The organism is Labrys sp. ALF-8 (genome assembly GCF_059699065.1).
On sequence record NZ_AP048543.1, the window covers coordinates 77935 to 97298 of the forward strand.

The following is a 19364-nucleotide window of genomic DNA, read 5'->3' on the forward strand; positions in this document are numbered from 1 at the left end:
ATTCCTGCTCTTGCTCATAGCCAATCACGACACCGCGTGGAGCGTCAAGCCCATAAAATAAGCGAGCTAACACTCCAATCGCATGTCTAAGAGGCAATTGCCGGCCTAGCCTCGGCTTTCGAGCTCGCCCCTTAGCTACGCAACGGCACGTTTAGGAGAATTGCTATCTCGGCCTATACATGCCATCGCTTGCACTTGACCGATGCTCACCGACTAAGGCAGTCAGCATCCCCGCAACCCTATTGAACGCCTGGCAGCCAACGGAGAGTGAGGATGACGAGAAATGGCCGGTATGAATGACTCTTGGCGGGTTGGCGTTCTCTTCTCCCGTACCGGCATCACGTCGGTAACGGAAACAGAGCACCTATGCGGGACGCTGCTTGCCATCGACGAAATCAATCGGGCCGGCGGCGTCCTTGGGCGGCCGATCGAGCCGATCATCCACGACCCGGGCGCGGACAACCAGACCTACAGGGCGCTCGCCCGCCAGTTGCTGACGGAAGAAGAGATCAACATCATATTTGGATGCTCGATGTCGGCAAGCCGGAAGGCGGTGTTGCCGATCATAGAACGGCACAACGGTCTGCTCTTTTACCCATCCATGTATGAGGGCTTCGAGTATTCCGAGAATGTCATCTACACCGGTGCTACGCTGAATCAAAATACCTTTGCGCTGGCGGAGTTCATCCTTCGGCGTTACGGCAAGCGTATCTTCCTTGTCGGGGCCGACTATATCTATCCCCGTGAATCAAACCGGGTAATGCGGGACATCATCGAATCCAAAGGCGGGGAGGTCGTCGCTGAGCTCTATATTCCGCTCGAAGCGGACAAGACGGCGCTGGAAGCGGTTGTTGGAGACATTCAACGACTAGTCCCAAATGCGGTGTTTTCGACGGTGATTGGTAAGTCGGCGCAACAATTTTACCGGATGTACGCCGATGCGGGGTTTGACCGAAACGTGTGCCCGATCGCCAGCCTGACCATGGCGGAAAGTGAAATCAGAACGATCGGTCCCGCGCGTTGCACGGGCCATATTCTTGGCGCCAACTATCTGCAGACCATCGAAAGCGATGCAAATCGGCAATTCGTCAGGGCTTACAAGACGCGATTTGGCGAAGACGCCACAACGAGCGTCTGGTCGCAGCCAGCCTATGTCCAGATGCATCTGTTCGCCCGCGCTCTGAAACGCGCGGGCACGCTCGATACCCATAAGCTTTCGAGCGCGATTCTGCTTGAGGATTTCCACGGCCCCGACGGCAAGACCAGTTTCGACAGTGAGACCCGACACCTTTGGCTGACACCGCGTATTGGCGTCGCGCGGGAGGACGGCCTGTTCGAGATAGAATGGGAAGCGCCAGGCCCGGTTCGCCCGGATCCCTATCTGGCTACTTCGCGCTTTGAAGAAACCTGGCTTCAGGCATGAGTTCACAGCGGGGCGCACAAAAAATCCTGGACGAATTACGGCGGGCACAGGTTCTCGTCATTCATCCGAGGGACGAGGATGGTGCCGGTCTTATCGGTCATCTGAAACGACTGGGATGTGAAGTGAAGGCCGCCTGGCCCCCTCCTCCTTCTCTTCCACCCGATATCGACACCGTCTTCGTCCACATCGACGAAACGGCTATTGATCGCTTGGGAGATCTATTTGAGGAGCAAAATCCAGCCGTCATTGCCATCGTCACCTATGAAAGCCCGACATCCCTGAAGGCAATTACCGATCTCAATGCGCACGGCGTCGTGAGCAAGCCCCTGCGGCCACTTGGCATTCTCACCCAATTCGCATTGGCTCGCTATCGCCATGGCTATGAAACACGGCTTGCAAACAAGGTCGAAAAACTGGAGGAGACGCTGAAGGGCCGTCGGCTGGTCGACCGAGGTGTCAAACTCCTCGCCAATCTCAACAAGATCGATGAGGACAGTGCCTATCGCATGCTGCGTGACCAGGCGACGGCAAAACGTTGTACCATGGCGTCCATTGCCGAGAGTGTCATTGCGGCGCACGAGGCCATTCGCAGCTTTGGACTGATGGTCACGCCGAGCGCTCAGAGAGACTAAGAACACGAGGCGACCTTGATTAATAAATAGGCTTGACGGAAAATCAATCTCATGGAAGCTTTTGAGTAAGAGCAGGTTTGCTCGGCGGCGGGACTGTCGCACTTAAAGTAAGGCTATGTAGCCCTTGGCTTACGGATTGATTTCCGTGCCAGAAGTTCGACCCAAACCGGACATCCCTAAAGGCTAAAGTCCCGGCCACATCCCTCCGTCAAGTCTCAGGTTCGCACCCGTTATGTAGCTGGCTCGCGGACTGACGAGGAATGCGATGGCATCGGCAATCTCCTCAAGCGTTCCGACCCGGCCGATGGGAACCTGAGCGAACATTGGTAGCACCGTTTGCTCGATTTCGCTCCACGGGGCATCAGCCGCGATACCCTGGTTCGAAGCCACCTTTCGGAAGGCCTCGTCGAGGCTGACGCTGTGGATCGTTCCAGGTGAAACGGTATTTGCCGTGATGCCATCGATCGCCACTGACTTTGCGAGGGAGGCCGTCATCGCGATCATGGCCACCTTGGCTGCCGCATAGTCCGGTCGTTTGGATGGTGGCATCAAAGCTGCGAGGCTGGAGATGTTGATAACCCTCCCCCATTTCGCTTCGCGCATTGCTGGCAGGATCCGCTATGCCCCGCCTTGCCGCTCTTCTAAACGACATAGAGCCCGGCTATGGCGCCGAGCTTTTTCATGTCTGGGTCACGCCCGCGCACGCAGGCAGGGGCCGCCAAGAGCGGCTCCCGAGCAACGCCGACCGGAATGGCCGTTCAGGACTTCGGGAGAGCCGGGAAACAGGCATTTCGGGTATTGCGCAGTCCTGTCCTGAAGCTACAAGGCGCCCCGGCGCTTTTTTGCATTGAAATGGCTAAGTGGGGTGCGCAACCGGTTGCGGATCATCTGGCTTGACTTTCCTCCGCTCAAGGGCGTCAAGCACAAATTCGAGAAGCCGGTCCACCCGATTTGTTCGACCAAAGGCATAGGGTGGAGTGCCCCAACTTTCGGGGTAACGCCCGGCATAAATAATCGTTGGCGGCATCTGATCGGCCAGCTTTTCATGCAGTTTATGCAGCAGTGCGCATCCTGATCCCTTGGGTTGCAAGACATTTGCGCCGTTAGGCAGAGGTAGGTCAAAACAGGTTGCGTCGTTGTCCTTTTCATTGCCGTTCGGCATGAGCTTGCCGTTCACGAGTGCCGGGGATTTGTCAGCATCCGATATAATCACATCGTAGGAGCCAAGCGCTAGCAGATCGAATGCTTCATCGTTTGTCCTCGCCATGTCGATACTTATGCCTATTGCGCCGAAGGCGTGTCGCTCGAAATAGTTTTGGGTAGGATGGTTGTCATCTACCCACAATATCTTCGCACCAGCGAGTTTCTCCCCCAGCGACTTGATATGCGCTTCGAACGGCTTGAACTCATCTGGCGTCTTGATCGCCCCCGCGCCGTTCGCCAATAGGATCTGAGCCTGAGCAAACTCTATCTGTATTTGGGCAATCGATATCTTTGTAACATCTCTGGAGGACGCCCTATCCGCTAGTGTCGTGATAGGGCCATAGAAGTGGTAAAGCGCCCAAATTGCAGCTCCGAACCATAGAAGTGAGGGTACTATTTTGACGATCTCCGCACGAATGCTAGTTTCGCTCATAGCGTTCCCCTCGACTTTCTTGAAGCTTCAGACCGATGGGTTGCGCACGCAAGGGGATAGAGGCATCAAAACCACTAAACCAGTGTGTGAATTCACGCTGAGGTCACGCCGGCAGGTCACGAAAGTCGGCAAACGATGGTTACTTGCGCACGGTAGAGCTGTTTCGGCCACCGCCTAAGCCAATTGACAGGATGCCTGACGTCCGCGCATCGAGCGCGCGGGTGCGAACTCGCCAGCAGCCAGGAGAGGGCAGGGAACAGGGGTTCGGCTGCTAGCACTACTTTGGCAGATTCAAGGAGACGCTCCGCTGAAGCGGCAGTTGTGACATCGATGGAAGGATTTGGTCGGGTATAGCGCTTTGATGACAGCGCGCCTGATGGCTGAGAGGGTTGGTTGGGGCGGTCCTTCCCTCGTTCGTTTTTTTCCCCGCGTCCTCTTGGTGTTGCAGACGCCGATGCTGCAGGAAGGCCTACCGTACTACAGGCGCCAGATTCCCCGTGCTCAAGGATATCGACACCTTTGTGTTTGCCGATACACCGGTCGATGAGGGACTGATCCGGGAACTTGCCGATGGCGCGTTCATCGAGGCCAAGCGTAACCTAATCCTGATCGGCGGCACGGGAACCGGCAAAACCCATCTGGCGATAGCCGTTGCTGCCGCGATCATCCGCTCGCGCGCCAGAGGCCGCTTCTTCAATCTCGTTGATCTCGTCAACCAACTCGAGCAGGAAAAGGCGGCCGGAAAGAGTGGACGATTGGCCGAGACGTTGTTGCGATATGACCTCGTCGTCATCGATGAACTGGGCTATCTGCCCTTCAGCCAGGCAGGCGCCCAGCTCCTGTTCTACCTGATCAGCAAGCTTTACGAAAATACTTCTATCATCATCACGACCAACCTGGCCTTCGTCGATTGGCCCCAGGTATTTGGCGACGCCAAAATGACCACCGCCATGCTCGATCGGCTCACGCATCACTGCGACATCGTCGAAACCGGCAATGAGAGCTGGCGCTTCAAAAATCGCGGGTGAGCGCTACGAAGGCGTCATCTGGACGCTGGAGCTGCCCCGGCTGCGCAACCCCGACCAGCTACGCCGGGGCAGCTCAAGCACCGCGGCGCCTTGGCCCAAAGGAGCTAACATTCAACGCGAAAATGGGGACACCTTTGAACGCGATTTGACACCTCGAACTCCTCGATCATGGCGCGCGAACCGTCGGTCCACCCGAGCAGCCCCCAGGTCGTGTCGTGTGGGCTGAGCCACCTCACCGGCGGAAGAGGACATTCGGTCTCAGCATCGAGCTCTCATGAATGAACCATTAGTCTGGCAAACTGGTTTTGTAAGAGCTGGACACCCGCATTAACCCTTGCGGAATGAGCCGACGGTTAGGTTTGGGGCCGGATTGCGGCATCTCGGTCGATTGAGGATGCGGCCTTTGAGCGTCGGAGCGCGTCGCCGAGAGCGATGTCGGGGCGATTTGCCGACGCCAGACAGATTCAGCCCATGGCTCTGGCTCGTTCATGGAAAATGAGCCGGTCGAAGTTGTAGGCGATGTTGGCCAGGATGAGTTTCGCTTCGGCCCGCGCCAGCCCGATGGTACGGATGAACAGCCCGAACCTGTTCTTCTGATGCGCGAAGACGTGTTCGATATGGGCACGGATAGACGATTTGGCGGCATTGGCCCGGGCGATAGTCTGCGGCATCGCCTTGCCCGCCGGCTTGCGGCGATGGATGCGGCTGACCAGCATCCTTGAAGCCAGCCATTTCTCGTTCTTCTGTGATCGATAGGCGCTGTCGGCCCAGACCTCGGAGGAGGTATTGTGCGTTGTCACCAGTCGCGACAGCATCCGTCCGTCCGCCTGCGCGGCCGACGTCACCGCACCCTCCCGGATGAAGCCGAAGCGCCGGTCGATGGCGATGTGGGATTTGTAGCCGAAGACTGGCAACGCGATTTGAGGCAATGGCGTGCCGTCCGGCCGATACCGGATCTTGCCACCGATCTTGAGCGTCCAACGCGCATCGGTGTCCTTCTGTGCTGCCTTGTTTGGCTCGTTCGGCCAGATCTCGTTCGCCGTCTTGCCGGCCTTGATCGCCTCTTTCTCCGCGTCCGTATTGCGCTGCTTCGGCGCCGGCACGAGGGATGCGTCGACAATCTGGCCCGACATCGGGATGTAGCCCTTCTTCTGTAATTGCCAGTCGAACGCCTTCATCACCCGCTTCAGCGTGCCGGTCTCGGTCAGTTTGTTGCGGAACAGCCGGATCGTGTTCTCGTCCGGCGTCGGGCCGCCAAGATCAAACCCAAGGAACCGCATCCAGGACAGCCGATCCCGGATCATGAACTCCATCCTGGCATCGCTCAGATTGTGCTGCGCCTGAAGGATGAGCGCTTTGAACATCGAGACCGGATCGAATGCAGGACGACCGCCCTTAGCTCCGTCGCCATAGCCCAACCCTTCGACCAACCAGCCGCGGAAATACTCAAAGTCGACGGTCGCCTCCAGAACCTCCAGCGGGTCGCCGATTTTGCTCAGCCTTTCAAGATGCTCCGACTGCCCGAATAGCGACCGCTGCTCCATTGTCCCCCCTCCAGATCATGACGGGAGCATAGAATCACCAAATCACCGGCCGCGCGAGGTTAATGCGGGTCTCCAGCTAGCATTGCGACGGAGCCGCCTTCGCGCACGATACGAAGCAGGCGCCGCCCTGCGGCGGCACTCTTGGCGAAGAGACCACGCGGATAGCGATCCCGACGGGCGAGAGCAATATAGTCATCGACCATGGGGTTCTTCATTTGCTGGTATACGCCGGCTGCCTTGATGCCCCTTGACACAGCAGGAATAATTGCGAGCTCCCAGTTACCGATGTGCAGTGAAACGAAAACAATGGCGACGCCGGCCTTCTTTAGTGGCTCCAGAACAGGCCCTGTCTGGTCGTCGATGCGCCCGGCCCGAATGAGGCGCTCGATCAGCAAGCTCTCAGCGAAGGTCCTGCCCAGTTGCATCCACATTTCCCGCGCGATGGCCTCGATCTCACCGAGGTTCTTGTCTGGATAGGCAGCTGCCAGCTGTCGAAGCGCGCGACGATGGCGCTTCAGCCTGGGAGCGATCAGGCGCCATAGCACTCCCATGGACCACGAGGCCATATCGAGAGGAAGCATGTGCAAGAAGCCAACCAGGGCGCGCAGGGCGACATATTCCACCGCATATTTAAAACGGAGCTGACGGCGCCTTGAGAAGCTTTTGTCGGAAGTGGGTCTTACACTCACGCGGTAGTCCACGGTTCAGCAAAGCCCCCGCTTCGCTTTTTTGCGCTTTGCCGTTACGATTTTCAACGGTCGCACGATGGCTTTTTATGATTGCTCCTGCTGCCGCCAGCACGAAAGGCCTCCTGCATTCGTGGGGTGGGACCTCGCGCAGTACCCTCGTTGGCGTGGCGGGGATAACTTACTGCGGCCGCGAAAGTCGGGCGCGTTTGAACATTCAAGGAGGCGGCACTTGGCAATTGGTTGGAGCAGTTGGAAGAAAAGAGCGAACAAAGTACCGAGGACGCTCTGAACCGCGCCGGGTTTGCCGGAGGCTCCAACTTCCAAATAGGATGGAGCCGTCATGAGCAATACGACCAATAAATTTTCGCCTGAAGTTCGCGCCCGCGCGGTCCGGATGGTTTTGGATCACGAGGGTGATCACGCCTCACGGTGGGCTGCGCTGTCGTCGATCGCCGCCAAGATCGGCTGCTCACCGCACACGCTGCGTGAATGGGTGAGCAAGGCGGAAGTCGACAGCGGCAAGCGCGCCGGCGTTCCGACCGAAGTCGCCGAGAAGCTGAAGGCGTTGGAGCGCGAGAACCGCGAACTCAAGCAGGCCAACGAGATTTTGCGTAAGGCGTCGGCTTATTTTGCGCTGGAGCCCTTTCGCTGAATGCAAGCGTTCAGCTGTCGGGTGAGAGAGTTCGGCCGCCGCTCGAAGTCATGATTGCGTTCATCGACGATCATCGACGGGCCTATGGGGTCGAGCCGATCTGCAAGCTGCTGCCGATCGCCCCTTCAACCTATCACGCCCATGTCGCCAAACGCGCCGATCCCATGAAGCTTTCCGGACGCGCCAGGCGCGATTTGGCGTTGAAGGTGGCGATCCGGCGGGTGTTCGCCGCAAACTTCGAGGTCTACGGCGTGCGCAAGGTCTGGCTGCAATTGAATCGGGAAGGCATTGAAGTCGCGCGCTGCACTGTCGCGCGGTTGATGCGGCAAATGGGCCTGCATGGCGTCATTCGCGGCAAGCCGGTCCGCACCACTATCAGCGACAAGGCCGCGCCTTGCCCGCTGGACCGCGTCAACCGGCAGTTCAAGGCGCCGGCGCCCAATCGCCTCTGGGTGTCCGATTTCACCTATGTCTCGACGTGGGGCGGCATGGTTTATGTCGCCTTCGTCATCGACACCTATGCACGGCGGATTGTCGGCTGGCGGGTCAGCCGGACAGCCCACGCTACCTTCGTCCTCGACGCGCTTGAGCAGGCTCTGCACGAACGGCGGCCTGTCCAGGGCGGCGGCCTCGTTCATCACAGCGATCGCGGCAGCCAATATGTGTCTATCAAGTACACGGAACGGCTGGCGGAGGCCGGCATCGAGCCGTCAGTCGGAAGCGTTGGCGATTCCTACGACAACGCGCTCGCCGAAACGATCAATGGGCTTTACAAGGCCGAGGTCATTCATCGGCGTGGACCGTGGCGCAGTTTCGAGGCCGTCGAGTTCGCCACCCTTGAATGGGTTGACTGGTTCAATCATCGCAGGCTGCTGGAGCCGATCGGCAACATCCCGCCAGCCGAGGCAGAGGCGCGCTATTACGCCTCACTCAATCAGACCGCCATTGCGGCCTGATTTAAACAAAAACGCCTCCGGCAAACCCGGCGCGGTTCATTAGTACTATAGCTGCACATATAAAGTCCGCCTTTGATAGTGGCATCGTTTGGCGATGGCTTGGTGCTTCCGACGCCAGATTGACCAGGCGCCTACCCGGGCGCGCCTGCCAGCCTGCACCGCCCCCAACAGCCGGACTTAGTGATATGGGGCGCTCGACCGGCGAATGCCCCTCCCACTCAAAGAACGCTAATCCGCACGTGACGAGACCTCTTCGTCCGGGGGCCACTTTACAGGATCGGTAAGCACGGCCGCGGAGAAGCCACCATCCACGGCGATATCGACGCCATGGACCCAGGCTGAAGCATCGTCGAGCAGATAGACGATGGTTGGGGCGATATCCTCGGCCACGGCTGCGCGACGGGTGCGACCGATGTCGAAGTCGATGAACTGGTCGCCAAGAGCGGAACGGAATTCATGTAGCATCGGCGTTGCGACCGGGCCGGGACTGACCGTATTGAGGCGCCGTTCGGTGGGGATCCACTCGACGGCCTTCAACTGGCTCCAGGCGATCAGGGCTTGTTTGCTGCGCGAATAGGAATGCAGACCGTCCTGCGGATGCGCCTCCAGCCAGGCGAGGCCCGCCTCGAAATCGGGCGTTAGCGCCAGTTCCTTGAAATAGGGGAACCATTCGAGCCAGCGGATCGCCGTGCCCGAAGCGACGTTCACCACCGAGGCGGTCGGGCTCAGCATAGGTTCGATATGGGTGAGGAGGTGACGAGTACCGAGGAAGTTCACGCGGAACTGGACTTCTGTCGGCGCGGCGGACGAGGCGCCAGCGACATTGGCGACACCGTCGAAGGTCCCGCCCAGTTTCGCCAGTACGCCGTCGATGCTGGAGGGATCGGCGAGATCGATGGTCGAGAATGCCGCGAGCCCCATGTCGACGGGAGCGGCGTTGCGGTCGACGCCGGTAACCAGTGCGCCCCGCTCGACGAGCAGACGGGCGGTTGCCGCGCCGATGCCCGAGGCCACGCCGGTGACGAGGATGCGCTTGTTGCGAAGTGACACGATTGAATTCCTCCCAATGTGATTTTCAAGAGTTGAAGACGTGATCCGGTGCGCCATCCGTCACCCCCCTGTGGTCGATCGAATGCGACACCGGGATGAGGGGCGTGGGCACGAAACGGCGGATCAGGCCGAGAAGCCCGCCGGGCTCGACGACGATTATGGCGATGGAGACCGCCCCCAGGATCAGGAAGTGCCAGACGCCGAGATCGCCGAAGGTGCCACGAATGGCGAAGAAGACGATGGTGCCGAGGATCGGACCCTCGATGCGCCCGATGCCGCCGATCACCGCCGCGAAGAGAGGATAGATCGTCCAGTCGACCAGGCTGAAAGACGCGTTTGGAGAAATGTGAAGCTTCTGCAGGGCGTTGAGAGCCCCGGCCATGCCGAGCACGGGTGCCACGCCGATCAGGCAGGCAGCACGGGCGCGGGTGATGTTGACGCCCACGCTCGCCGCGCCCGCCTCATTGTCCCGCATCGCAGTAAGGCCGAGGCCGGTCGGGCGCCGAAGGAGGGCCCAGGTTCCAGCGAGCGTGGCGAAAGCCAAGGCAAGGGCAATCCAGTAGATCGTCTCGATCCGATCCGCCGGCCGGCTGCCGAAAGCCTTGGCGAGCCAGACGGGCGTGCTCACGCCGGTCCCCCCATTGAAAGCGGGCAGCTTGCCGGCGATGAGCATCACGGTTTCCGCCACCACCCAGGTTCCGACCGCCAGATAGGCCGCCCGCAGCCGCAGGACGAAGATCAGGAACGGGCCGGCAAGCAGGCTCGCCAGCACACCGGCTGCGAGGATCGAAAGCCAGGGATTGGCGCCCAGCAGGACAGCCGCGGCATAGAAACCGTAGGAGCCGACGCCGACGAAGGCATGCTGGCCCAGCGTGACGATATCGGCATAGCCCGCCATCACGTTCCAGGTCATCGCCAGCGTCAGGGTGATCAGGAAGCTCGTGCCGAGCGCCAGCATGCCATTGCCCGAACCGAACGGCAGTGCGAGGAGCCCGAGGGCGAGCGCGATGAGGATCGCGCGGCCGGCCCATGCTAGGGACGCGTGCGTGCGCATCAGGAAGATCCTCCGGAAAACAAGCCCTGGGGGCGCAGCAGGAAGATGACCAGGAAGACCAGATGGCCGGCCAGAGCCTGCCAGGCCGCATCAAACTGGGCGCCGGCGCTCTGAGCGACACCCAGGATGATGCCGCCGGCCAGGGTACCCCAAAGCCGGCCGAGGCCACCGAGAACGACCGCCTCGAAGGCGATAAGCATGCGGGTCTGGCCGCTGCCAGCATCGAAATTGGTCCAGATCGACAGGAAGGCGGCGGTGATGCCGATGGTGGCGCCAACGAGCGCCATGGAGGCAGCATAGAGCTTGCCGGTCGGCAGGCCCATCAGCGCTGCAGTCCCCGGATTCTCGGCGACGGCGCGGATGCGCGTGCCGAGGCGGGTACGGAAGAGCAGGAGATGGAGTGCCGTTATCAGCGCAATCACCGCTCCGAAGATTAGCAGCGGCAGGATGCCGACGCTGATGCTGTCGCTCAGCCTGAACGAGGCGATGTCGAGATCGCCAGCCGGGACCTTGCGGCTGTCGGCGCCGAACACGCCGAGCAACCCGTTCTGGATGCAGATCGACAGGCCGAAGGTCACGAGCACAAGTGGCATCAACCCCTGGCTCATCACGCGCTCCAGCAGCGCGCGCTGCAGCAGCCACGCCGCCGCTGCCGCGAACGGCACCAGCATGAAGGCCGCCGCGAGGGGATTGAGGCCGAGCCCCGCCACGAGCGCCCATTGGGCGAAGCAGGCCAGCACGATCAGGTCACCATGTGCGATATTGACGAAGCGCATGATGCCGACCGAGAGGGAGAGCCCCACGGCGTAGAGGGCATAGAGCCCGCCGACGAGAACGCCCTGAAGCAACAGATTGAGCCAGATGGAAGTCATGGCGCCGCCGCCCTCGACGTTTGCTGCGTTCCGAAATAGTGCATCATCACGGTGTCGCGGCTGACCCGGCCGGGCTGGCCTTCGAGCGTGACCCGCCCTTCCAGCATACAGTAGAACCGGTCGGCGACGGCCAGCGAGCGGGTGATGTCCTGCTCGACCAGCACGATGCCGAGGCCTTCGTCGCGAAGCCGGGGAAGCAGGCGATAGAGATCGTTGATCACTACCGGCGCGAGCCCGAGGCTGATCTCGTCGCAGAGTAGCAGACGCGGATTAGTGAGCAGGGCCCGTCCGAGCGCGATCATCTGCTGCTGGCCGCCGGAGAGTTCGCCGGCTTTCTGCCTGCGGCGTTCCCGGAGTATGGGAAACCAGTCTAAGACCTTGTTCAGGTCGATGGCGCCCGACATCCCAGCCTGACGGCCGATGTCGAGATTTTCCTCCACCGTGAGGGAGGCAAAAAGGCGGCGCCCCTCCGGCACCAGCGCGATGCCGGAGCGGATGATCTCGGAGGTAGGCCTGCCCCGCAGTTCCCGGCCCTGCCAGCGCAGCGAACCGCCGTCGACCTGCGCCACGCCCATCACTGCGTTTAGGAGGGATGACTTGCCCGCGCCGTTGGCGCCGACGATCGAGACGATCTCGCCAGCACCGACTTCCAGGCTGACGCCGTGCACCGCCTTGAACTGACCGTAGCGCACCGACAGATCATGGACGCTGAGGTGGGAAGCTTCAGGCGCCAAGATAAACCTCCTGTACCTTCGGGTCGAGGAGCACTTCCGCAGGGTTACCGCTGGTGAGGATCCGGCCGCCATGAAGCACTGCGAGCCGCGAGGCGACCTGCCGGAGCGCATGGAGGACGTGCTCGATCCACACTATGGTCGTGCCACGGACGTGGATCGCGCGGATGATGGCGAGCAGCGCCTCGCATTCGAAATCGGTCAGTCCGCCGGCGATCTCATCGAGGAGCAGCAGGTCGGGCTTCTGGACAAGCGCCTTGGCAAGCTCGAGGCGCTTGAGATCGAGCAGGGTCAGCGACCCAGCCGGCAGGGAGGCCCTGGCGATGAGCCCGGTCTCGGCGAGGATGTCCGCCGAGCGCTTGCGCGCCTCGCTCAAAGGCAGGCGGCCGCCATGCACGGCGGCGACCAGCACGTTCTCGAACACGCTCATATGGGTAAAGGGCTTGGGAACCTGGAACGATCGCGCGATTCCCAACCGGCAACGGTCCCAGACCGCCATGCGCGTGACATCCCGCCCCTTGTAGATCACCTTGCCGGCGCTTGGTCGCAGGTTGCCGGTGACCAGGTTGAACAGCGTCGTCTTACCGGCGCCGTTCGGACCGAGGATGCCGAGTAGTTCGCCTTGGCCAACCTCGAGATCGAGATTATCGATGATCTTCAGCCCGCTGAACCCGCGGGTCACGCCCGTCAGCGCCAGCATAGGAACCTCCTCTTCTACCCGCCAATCAGGATCGGCTTGGCCGTGACGGGAATGGAGGGGGCAAAGCTGTTGTCGACGATCTCGCGCTCATAGGGGAACCGCTGGCCCTTGAACCATTGCACGAAAGTGAGATCGGTCTTCGAGGTGTTGGGCAGAGGACCGGTGCGGAAATCAATGGTGCCGGCAACGGATTCGTAATGCGAACTCGCAATTGCGTCGCGGATGGATTCCGGCTTGTCGATATCCTCGGTGCGCTTGAGCACGTCGAGGACCAGCTCGAGTTGGGCGTGGACATGGCCGAGCGTCTGTTCCCACTGCCGGCCGGTGGCTGAGGCATAGGCATCGGCGAGGTCGTGCGCCGTCTGCCCGGTCAAGCCGGAGCGGAAGGGATGGAACTGCGTCCACAAGATCGGATTGGCAATGCCGGCGGCCCGGTCGCCGAGTGAATATTGCACGTCGGCGAATTCGCACGACTTGCTCGCCACCACGGCCTTGGGCAGGAAGCCCTGCTGCTGGCACTGCGACCAGAACAGCACGAATTCAGGGCCGGGTGCCAGCGAACTGACGGCCTGTGCGCCTCCGGAACGAAGGGCGGCGATCTGGGCGGCATAATTGCTGACCGGCAGGTCGAAGCGGCCGGGATCGACGAGCTTGTAGCCCTTCGTCTGGAACAGTGCCGTCCACAGATCACCAAGGATGTGGCCGTCTGCGTCGTTCGGCCAGAGCGCCCCAGCCACCTTCTCGATTGGCAGCCGATCCCAGAAGGCGACGATCGACTTGCCGTAATCGTCGCCTGAAAAGGAAAAGTTGTAGGTCCACTCGAAGCCGGTCTTCGGATCGCCGCCGCGTCCCATGAACCAGGCCTCCAGCGGGCAGACGCAGCCGATGGCCGGGACGCCGTTGAGTTCGCACTGGTCGGAGACAGGGTTGACGGTTTCGGGCGAGGAGAAGGCGGCCACGATGTCGACCTTGTCGCCGAGAATCAGCTCCTGCGCCACCTCGGCCGCACGGTTGGGATTGCTCTGCTGGTCCTTGACGATGATCTCGATCGGATGCTGGCTGCCGTTGATAGTGATGAAGCCGCCGGTAGCCTTCCTGACCTGGTCGAGGATAAAGGGAACAGGCTGGTGAAAGGTCGCCATCTGTCCGGTGGCAGGCGTCGTCAGGCCGATCCTGATGGTCCGCGGCTCGGCAATCGCTGGCGCAGATAGAAGTGGAGCCAGACCCGCAGCTCCCGCGGCCTTCAGGAAGCCGCGTCGCGTCATGCCCTTGCGCATGGCATCCCTCCCTCCATTGCGACGATTGGTGTCGCTTACGGAAGAACGCTACCGCGACGTTCGGACAACGAACAAATATATAATATGCCTATGAACTATAAGGATTTGGCTATGATAGCTGCCGACGATACGATTCGATTGCGGCCTCGCACAATCGGAGAGCTTCCAGGTTGGCTTTCGCCGTTAACCAACAAAAGGGCCGCGTCCACCGAGGGGCGTCAGGTCTGCCTCTAGGAGACGGAATGACAGAATACTAGGGCCGAGACGGCGAAGGGTTTCGGGTGCCGTGAGGCGTCCGAAAGCCTCTCATGCAGGAACCCGCGGGCCACGGGTCGTCGGGCTATGGAGATTTCGGATTTCGGCTTGTGTCGGCGATGGCGTGGCCGCATTGAGGAGCGAGTTTGACACCACAACGCCAAGCGCCTGCGCTATCCGGATGATGACGAGCGGCGACGACCAGCTTTCATATTGAGCTGCCAGCACCAGGAAAACGAACAACACCGAAAGGGCGAAGATGAAGATTGCCGTATTGCCGGTGGCACGCTCCTGATAGGCGAGATCCGGTCTAGCCACGACTTTGCTATATGGTAGCAACAGCGTCCCCCCCAGATGAGAACTCCGTGATTCCCTGGCACCGCCTTGATAGTTCGACGATCCCAGGGGGCACCGATGAGCTGCGCCTGATGCAGCGCGGGATGGAGTTTTCGATCATGCTCGGTGCGACCGAGTTGATGAACAGCCGTCTCTCGGGCTCCGAGGAAGCGTTGGCGACTATGGCGCGCGAGCGGATCGGCACCCGCGAACGGCCACGCCTTTTGATCGGCGGGCTTGGCATGGGCTTTACCCTGCGCGCGGCGCTGAATTGCTTTCCCACCGATGCCGTGATCGTCGTTGTGGAACTTGTCCCGGCCGTGGTGACTTGGGCCCGCGGGCCTATGGCGTCGGTCTTTGGCTCCTGCCTTGATGACCCCCGCGTGAGTATCGAGATCGGGAATGTCGGTAGAGCGATCCACTCCGGGCGCCGGTTCGACGCGATACTGCTTGACGTCGACAATGGCCCCGAAGCGCTGACAATTCGATCGAATGAGCGCCTATATCAGAGTGACGGCCTGGTGGCGGCCTCACGAGCATTGACACCTAAAGGTCTGCTTGCTGTCTGGTCGCAAGGTCCCAATCCGAGTTTCAGCCAGCGACTGATGAAGTGTGGCTTTACGGTCGAAGAAGTGAAGGTGCGCGCCAACAAGGGCCGTCGCGGCGCACGGCATGTGATTTGGTTCGCCAGTAATTCCACGAGCTGAGAAGAGAACTCCCCGGCCATCGGCTGGCGATGTTCAATCCCGGCAAGCAGTTGGCAAGGCCGCCGTTCCTCAACTTCTACCAGCAACTAGGGTTGGTTCGGCCAAGCTACGCGAGGCTATGGCGCGCGAGACCACCGGGGCGATCCCTGCTGGCGAGGTCGAGATCGATGGCGCCTATTTTGGTGGCCATGTCCGCCCTACAAACGCCAGGAAGGATCGCGTCGATCGCCGGCTTCCGAAGACCGCAGCGGCAAGCGCCGGGTCGTGATTGTGCTGCGTCAGCGCGGTGGCTGTACCCTCACGCGGAGCCTCCTGTGCGAGGCCGAGGGTGTTGATTCTGCGAATGAGCGGGTGGAGCCGGATTCGATCCTATCGGCAGATGAAGTCGCTCATTGGGATTTGTTTCCGTAATGTTTGTGGGTTGGGTGGGAGGCTTTCGACATCCCGGCGCGACGGCTGCTCGCGCCGGGACGAATGGTCGCTCAGGTGCGATAGGGCGAGTCCATCGGAACAGTGGAGCGTACGTCGGTCGCGATGCGGCGGGCCGCAAGTTCCGAAACCAGGAGGGCAACCGCGAGAAGGCCTGCTCCCACGAAGCCGAGGTCATGGCCGTCGAGTGCGCGGAGCCCAACCGCGCCGGCGATGCCCGCGATCGTCACGCCGAAGTAGGTGCAGGAAGTGTTGAGGCCGACTACGATGGGGGCGATTGAGGGCGCGAGCGTGACCAGGCGATGCTGCTGCGGCACCAGGATGCCCCAGCCGCAGGCGCCCCACACGGCGATGGCGAGAATGGCTGTCCAGGCGGTGGCACCCGACCAAGGCGTGAGCGCAATGTCGATGACGAGCGCCGTCACCATCGCGATGACGACTTTCCTCGAGCCGATCTGGTCTATCAGGCGACCCGCGAGCAGGTTGGAGATCGTTCCCGCGACACCCCACATCACCAGCAGACCACCGATCATCGCGGGGTTGCCGCCAATGGCCCGGTCGAAGACGACTGCGAAGTAGGTGTACGGAATGAAGATCCCGCTCATGGCGAGCAGCGTCGTTGCGAGCGTTAGTCCAATGCGGGCGTCGGCAAGCGGGGCGAGGCGTTGGCGAAGGGTAACGACCGGGGGCAGCGGCATCTCCGGCAGGAACACCCAGACGCCGAGGCAAGATGCGGCCCCGAGTGCAGCGACGAACACCATTGTCCACCGCCAGTCGCCGAGGCCGCCTATCACGGCTCCAGTGGGCGAACCCAGTGCGGTGGCAGTCGTCAGGCCGGCCACGATGACGGCGAGCGCGAAGCCGCGGCGTTCTGGCGGCACGAGCATGGAACCCGCCCCCATCGCGGTGGGCGAGAACATCGCGGCGCCCAGGCCCGCGATCGCCCGCGTCAGCAGCGCGATGCCGAAGGTGGGGGAAACGGCCGTCGCCAGATTGGCAACGACGAACAGCGACAGGCCGGCCAGAAGAAGGCGCTTGCGGCCGACGGATGCGGCGAGTGCCGCGATCGTCGGCGCCAGGACGGCGTAGGTGATCGCGTAGACCGTCGTCATCTGGCCGGCAGCGCCGATGCCAACGCCGAACGCGCGCACGATTTCCGGCAGGACGCCGGCGATGACGAAGCTGTCGGTTCCCAGCGCGAACGTGCCGAGAGCCAGCGTGAGCAAGCGTTTGTCCATGACGCGAGATCCTGAAAGCGGGAGGGCTTGAGAGGGGGATCAGCGGTTGCTGCGCTTCGCGGCAAACACCACCTTGATCTCGGCGGCGACCTGAGCGGCGTTCTCGTCGAGCACGAAGTGGCCGCTATCGAGCCAGACAAGCTTCGCGTCGGGTAGATCGTTGAGAAAGGCGCGGGCGCCGGGCGGAATGAAAAACGGGTCGTGCTGGCCCCAGACGATCAACGTTTTCGGCTGGTGCTTGCGGAAAGCCGCCTGCCACTCCGGATAGAGGGCAATGTTGCTCTTGTAGTTTTCAAGCAGATCGACCTGGTAGTCCTGTGTGCCAGGCCGATCGAGCAGGGCCTGGTCGAGCACCCAGTTGTCCGGATTGATCGCTTCCGATTCCTTCGCGCCCACCAACCAGTGAAATTTGGTGCTCTCCAGACTGACGAACGCGCGTGCCGCCTTCTCGGTCTCCGGCGTGCGGTTCTCCCACAGCGGCAGCAACGCCTTCTTCGGCCCCTCGCCCACGCCCTCGATATAGGCGTTGGCGTTCTGGATAATGAAACCGTTCACCTGCTCCGGGCGGTGCGTGAACAGGCGAAAGCCGACCGGGCCGCCGTAATCCTGCATGTAGAGTATATACGAGGTCAGCCCCAAGACATCGGCCAGGCCTTCGACGTGGGTCGCCAGGTTGTCGAAGGTGTAGCTGAACCTGTCGCGCGGCGGAGCATCCGAGTGACCGAAACCGATGTAATCGGGAGCGACGAGGTGGAACGCATCTGCCAGGGCGGGCATCAGATCCCGGAACATCTGGCTGCTCGTCGGGAGGCCGTGAAGGAGCAGGATGGTTGGCGCGGCGGGATCACCGGCCTCGCGGTAGAAGACCTCTAGCCCGTTCACGACGGCGGTCCGGTGGTAGGTTCGGCTGTTCATTGTTTTAACCCCTTATCGATCCACGTTCGGGCGGCAGCGCAGGCGCTGCCCTGGTGGCCTCTTTTATGGGGCTTTCCAGAACTGGTCGGCAGAGGCTAAAGTTGGGAGAGTCCCTCCCACAATCTGGAAGGCCCATGGATCGCCTGGAAGCCATGTCGGTGTTGCTCTCGGCGGTGGAGAGCGGGAGCTTGTCGAAAGCGAGCCGGAAGCTCGGGCTGCCGCTGGCCACGGTCAGCCGCAAGGTCTCCGAGTTGGAAAATCATCTGAAGGCCACACTGCTCGTGCGGTCGGCCAAGGGCCTGGAACTGACCCCGACAGGGCGATCCTATGTAACAGCCGCGAAAGCTATCCTGGAGCAATTGACCGAAGCGGAACGTGCCGCTGCGGGGGAATATGCCGAGCCGAAGGGCGACCTGGTCGTAACCGCGCCCATCATGTTCGGCCGGCTCCACGTGTTGCCGGTGGTGACGCGCTTCCTGGACGCGTATCCCGAGGTGGCGGTGGGGCTTGTCCTCACGGATCGGGTCACGCATTTCTTGGATGATCAGGTCGACGTCGCGCTCCGCATCGGTGCCCTGGCGGACAGCGGCCTGATTGCCACCCGGCTGGGAACGGTGCGGCATGTGGTGTGCGCGAGCCCCGGCTATCTGGCGGCGCATGGGAGTCCCGCAACGCTCAATGACCTTGCGCGGCATCGTGTGATCTCGTTCCAGAGCGTATCCGCCTTGAGCACTTGGGATTTTCATGCCGATGGCGTCGACGTTGCCGCGTCGTTCCGTTCTCGTCTCAGCGTCAACACCATCGATGCGGCGATCGAAGCCGCTCTTTCAGGCGCGGGCCTGGTCAGAGCGGTTTCTTACCAGGTGGTCGATCACGTCCAGAACGGCAGGCTGGGCGTCGTACTCGACGCGTTTGCGCCTCCGCCACGGCCTGTGCATCTCGTCTACGACAAGCAAAACCGGCTGCCGTTGAAGCTTCGTGCGTTTGTCGATTTCGTCGTTCCTCGATTGCGGGAGCGCATAGCGCGTGCGGTCTTGTGAGCTTTCAACGAGACCTTGAAGGGTTGGGGGCGACATCATTGCGATGATATTTTTCCGCGAAACGGTCCCGAGAGCCGCCCCTCGGCTTCCTGCCCCAAGCCCGCGCTTGCAGTCCCTTTCCGTTCAGTTGGCGCATTCTCCGTAAGCGGAAATTTTTGACTTCCGAGAAGGGGCAGCTTGTGACGCTTCGATCGCGCCGG

The 19364-nt window shown here is 61.4% G+C and carries 16 protein-coding genes, 4 pseudogenes and 1 other annotated feature; of the genes and pseudogenes, 7 read left to right on the plus strand and 13 right to left on the minus strand.

Annotation, left to right across the window (positions count from 1 at the left end; all coding sequences use genetic code 11):
* Window positions 1-283 precede the first annotated feature (283 nt).
* Window positions 284-1423 carry a transporter substrate-binding domain-containing protein gene (locus tag AC6H34_RS33880; protein ID WP_497542034.1) on the plus strand — a complete coding sequence of 380 codons (1140 nt, stop codon included), beginning with the start codon at window positions 284-286 and terminating at the stop codon, window positions 1421-1423.
* Window positions 1420-2055, plus strand: coding sequence for an ANTAR domain-containing response regulator (locus AC6H34_RS33885; RefSeq protein ID WP_497542035.1), 636 nt, complete (start codon window positions 1420-1422; stop codon window positions 2053-2055). Before AC6H34_RS33880 ends, AC6H34_RS33885 begins: the two co-directional genes overlap by 4 nt.
* Window positions 2056-2238: 183 nt before the next feature.
* Here the strand turns inward: AC6H34_RS33885 and AC6H34_RS33890 are convergent.
* A pseudogene (locus AC6H34_RS33890) lies at window positions 2239-2670 on the minus strand (SDR family NAD(P)-dependent oxidoreductase); the annotation flags it as partial.
* Between the two features lie 241 nt (window positions 2671-2911).
* The gene (locus AC6H34_RS33895) at window positions 2912-3691 is read right to left on the minus strand and encodes a hypothetical protein (protein WP_497542036.1); all 780 of its coding nucleotides are present in this window, start codon (window positions 3689-3691) and stop codon (window positions 2912-2914) included.
* 449 nt (window positions 3692-4140) lie between these two features.
* On the opposite strand from AC6H34_RS33895, the pseudogene istB reads away from it, so the two are divergent.
* Window positions 4141-4719, plus strand: a pseudogene (gene istB, locus AC6H34_RS33900) (IS21-like element helper ATPase IstB); the annotation flags it as partial.
* 464 nt (window positions 4720-5183) lie between these two features.
* Here istB and AC6H34_RS33905 read toward each other — a convergent pair.
* Both AC6H34_RS33905 and AC6H34_RS33910 read right to left on the minus strand, forming a co-directional pair.
* Entirely contained in the window at window positions 5184-6263 is a 1080-nt protein-coding gene (locus tag AC6H34_RS33905) for an IS5 family transposase (protein ID WP_497542037.1), read from the minus strand.
* 59 nt (window positions 6264-6322) lie between these two features.
* Window positions 6323-6964, minus strand: coding sequence for an LpxL/LpxP family acyltransferase (locus tag AC6H34_RS33910; RefSeq protein ID WP_497542038.1), 642 nt, complete (start codon window positions 6962-6964; stop codon window positions 6323-6325).
* Between the two features lie 328 nt (window positions 6965-7292).
* Between AC6H34_RS33910 and AC6H34_RS33915 the strand changes: the two genes are divergently transcribed.
* Window positions 7293-8560 (plus strand): IS3 family transposase gene (locus AC6H34_RS33915; RefSeq protein ID WP_497542039.1). Its coding sequence is split into 2 segments (ribosomal slippage): window positions 7293-7578 and window positions 7578-8560, totalling 1269 coding nucleotides; the frame shifts between segments, so codons are not numbered across the junction.
* Window positions 7574-7729, plus strand: a sequence feature (AL1L pseudoknot). (Overlaps the previous gene by 156 nt.)
* Before the next feature lie 228 nt (window positions 8561-8788).
* Here the strand turns inward: AC6H34_RS33915 and AC6H34_RS33920 are convergent.
* From AC6H34_RS33920 to AC6H34_RS33950, 7 genes and pseudogenes are all read right to left on the minus strand, one after another.
* Entirely contained in the window at window positions 8789-9610 is an 822-nt protein-coding gene (locus AC6H34_RS33920) for a coniferyl-alcohol dehydrogenase (protein ID WP_497542040.1), read from the minus strand.
* 25 nt (window positions 9611-9635) lie between these two features.
* The gene (locus AC6H34_RS33925) at window positions 9636-10664 is read right to left on the minus strand and encodes a branched-chain amino acid ABC transporter permease (protein WP_497542041.1); all 1029 of its coding nucleotides are present in this window, start codon (window positions 10662-10664) and stop codon (window positions 9636-9638) included.
* Complete coding sequence (locus AC6H34_RS33930) at window positions 10664-11536, minus strand: branched-chain amino acid ABC transporter permease (RefSeq protein WP_497542042.1); 873 nt, start codon at window positions 11534-11536, stop codon at window positions 10664-10666. The genes AC6H34_RS33925 and AC6H34_RS33930 overlap by 1 nt, the downstream gene beginning before the upstream one ends.
* The gene (locus AC6H34_RS33935; RefSeq protein ID WP_497542043.1) at window positions 11533-12270 is read right to left on the minus strand and encodes an ABC transporter ATP-binding protein; all 738 of its coding nucleotides are present in this window, start codon (window positions 12268-12270) and stop codon (window positions 11533-11535) included. Before AC6H34_RS33935 ends, AC6H34_RS33930 begins: the two co-directional genes overlap by 4 nt.
* The gene (locus AC6H34_RS33940; RefSeq protein ID WP_497542044.1) at window positions 12260-12967 is read right to left on the minus strand and encodes an ABC transporter ATP-binding protein; all 708 of its coding nucleotides are present in this window, start codon (window positions 12965-12967) and stop codon (window positions 12260-12262) included. The genes AC6H34_RS33935 and AC6H34_RS33940 overlap by 11 nt, the downstream gene beginning before the upstream one ends.
* A gap of 14 nt (window positions 12968-12981) precedes the next feature.
* Complete coding sequence (locus AC6H34_RS33945) at window positions 12982-14244, minus strand: ABC transporter substrate-binding protein (protein WP_497542045.1); 1263 nt, start codon at window positions 14242-14244, stop codon at window positions 12982-12984.
* Window positions 14245-14673: 429 nt separating this feature from the next.
* Window positions 14674-14904: pseudogene (locus tag AC6H34_RS33950) on the minus strand (efflux RND transporter permease subunit); the annotation flags it as partial.
* On the opposite strand from AC6H34_RS33950, the gene AC6H34_RS33955 reads away from it, so the two are divergent.
* Together AC6H34_RS33955 and AC6H34_RS33960 are read left to right on the plus strand one after the other, a co-directional pair.
* A complete protein-coding gene (locus AC6H34_RS33955) occupies window positions 14865-15542 on the plus strand; it encodes a hypothetical protein (protein WP_497542046.1) in 678 nt (225 codons plus the stop codon). The pseudogene AC6H34_RS33950 and the gene AC6H34_RS33955 sit on opposite strands and share 40 nt — an antisense overlap.
* Window positions 15543-15639: 97 nt before the next feature.
* A pseudogene (locus tag AC6H34_RS33960) lies at window positions 15640-15941 on the plus strand (transposase); the annotation flags it as partial.
* 83 nt (window positions 15942-16024) lie between these two features.
* Here AC6H34_RS33960 and AC6H34_RS33965 read toward each other — a convergent pair.
* Together AC6H34_RS33965 and AC6H34_RS33970 are read right to left on the minus strand one after the other, a co-directional pair.
* Complete coding sequence (locus tag AC6H34_RS33965; RefSeq protein ID WP_497542047.1) at window positions 16025-17209, minus strand: MFS transporter; 1185 nt, start codon at window positions 17207-17209, stop codon at window positions 16025-16027.
* 39 nt (window positions 17210-17248) lie between these two features.
* Window positions 17249-18124: an alpha/beta fold hydrolase gene (locus AC6H34_RS33970; RefSeq protein WP_497542048.1), complete on the minus strand. Its 876-nt coding sequence runs from the start codon at window positions 18122-18124 to the stop codon at window positions 17249-17251.
* Window positions 18125-18258: 134 nt separating this feature from the next.
* Between AC6H34_RS33970 and AC6H34_RS33975 the strand changes: the two genes are divergently transcribed.
* Complete coding sequence (locus AC6H34_RS33975) at window positions 18259-19164, plus strand: LysR family transcriptional regulator (protein ID WP_497542049.1); 906 nt, start codon at window positions 18259-18261, stop codon at window positions 19162-19164.
* Window positions 19165-19364: the final 200 nt, after the last annotated feature.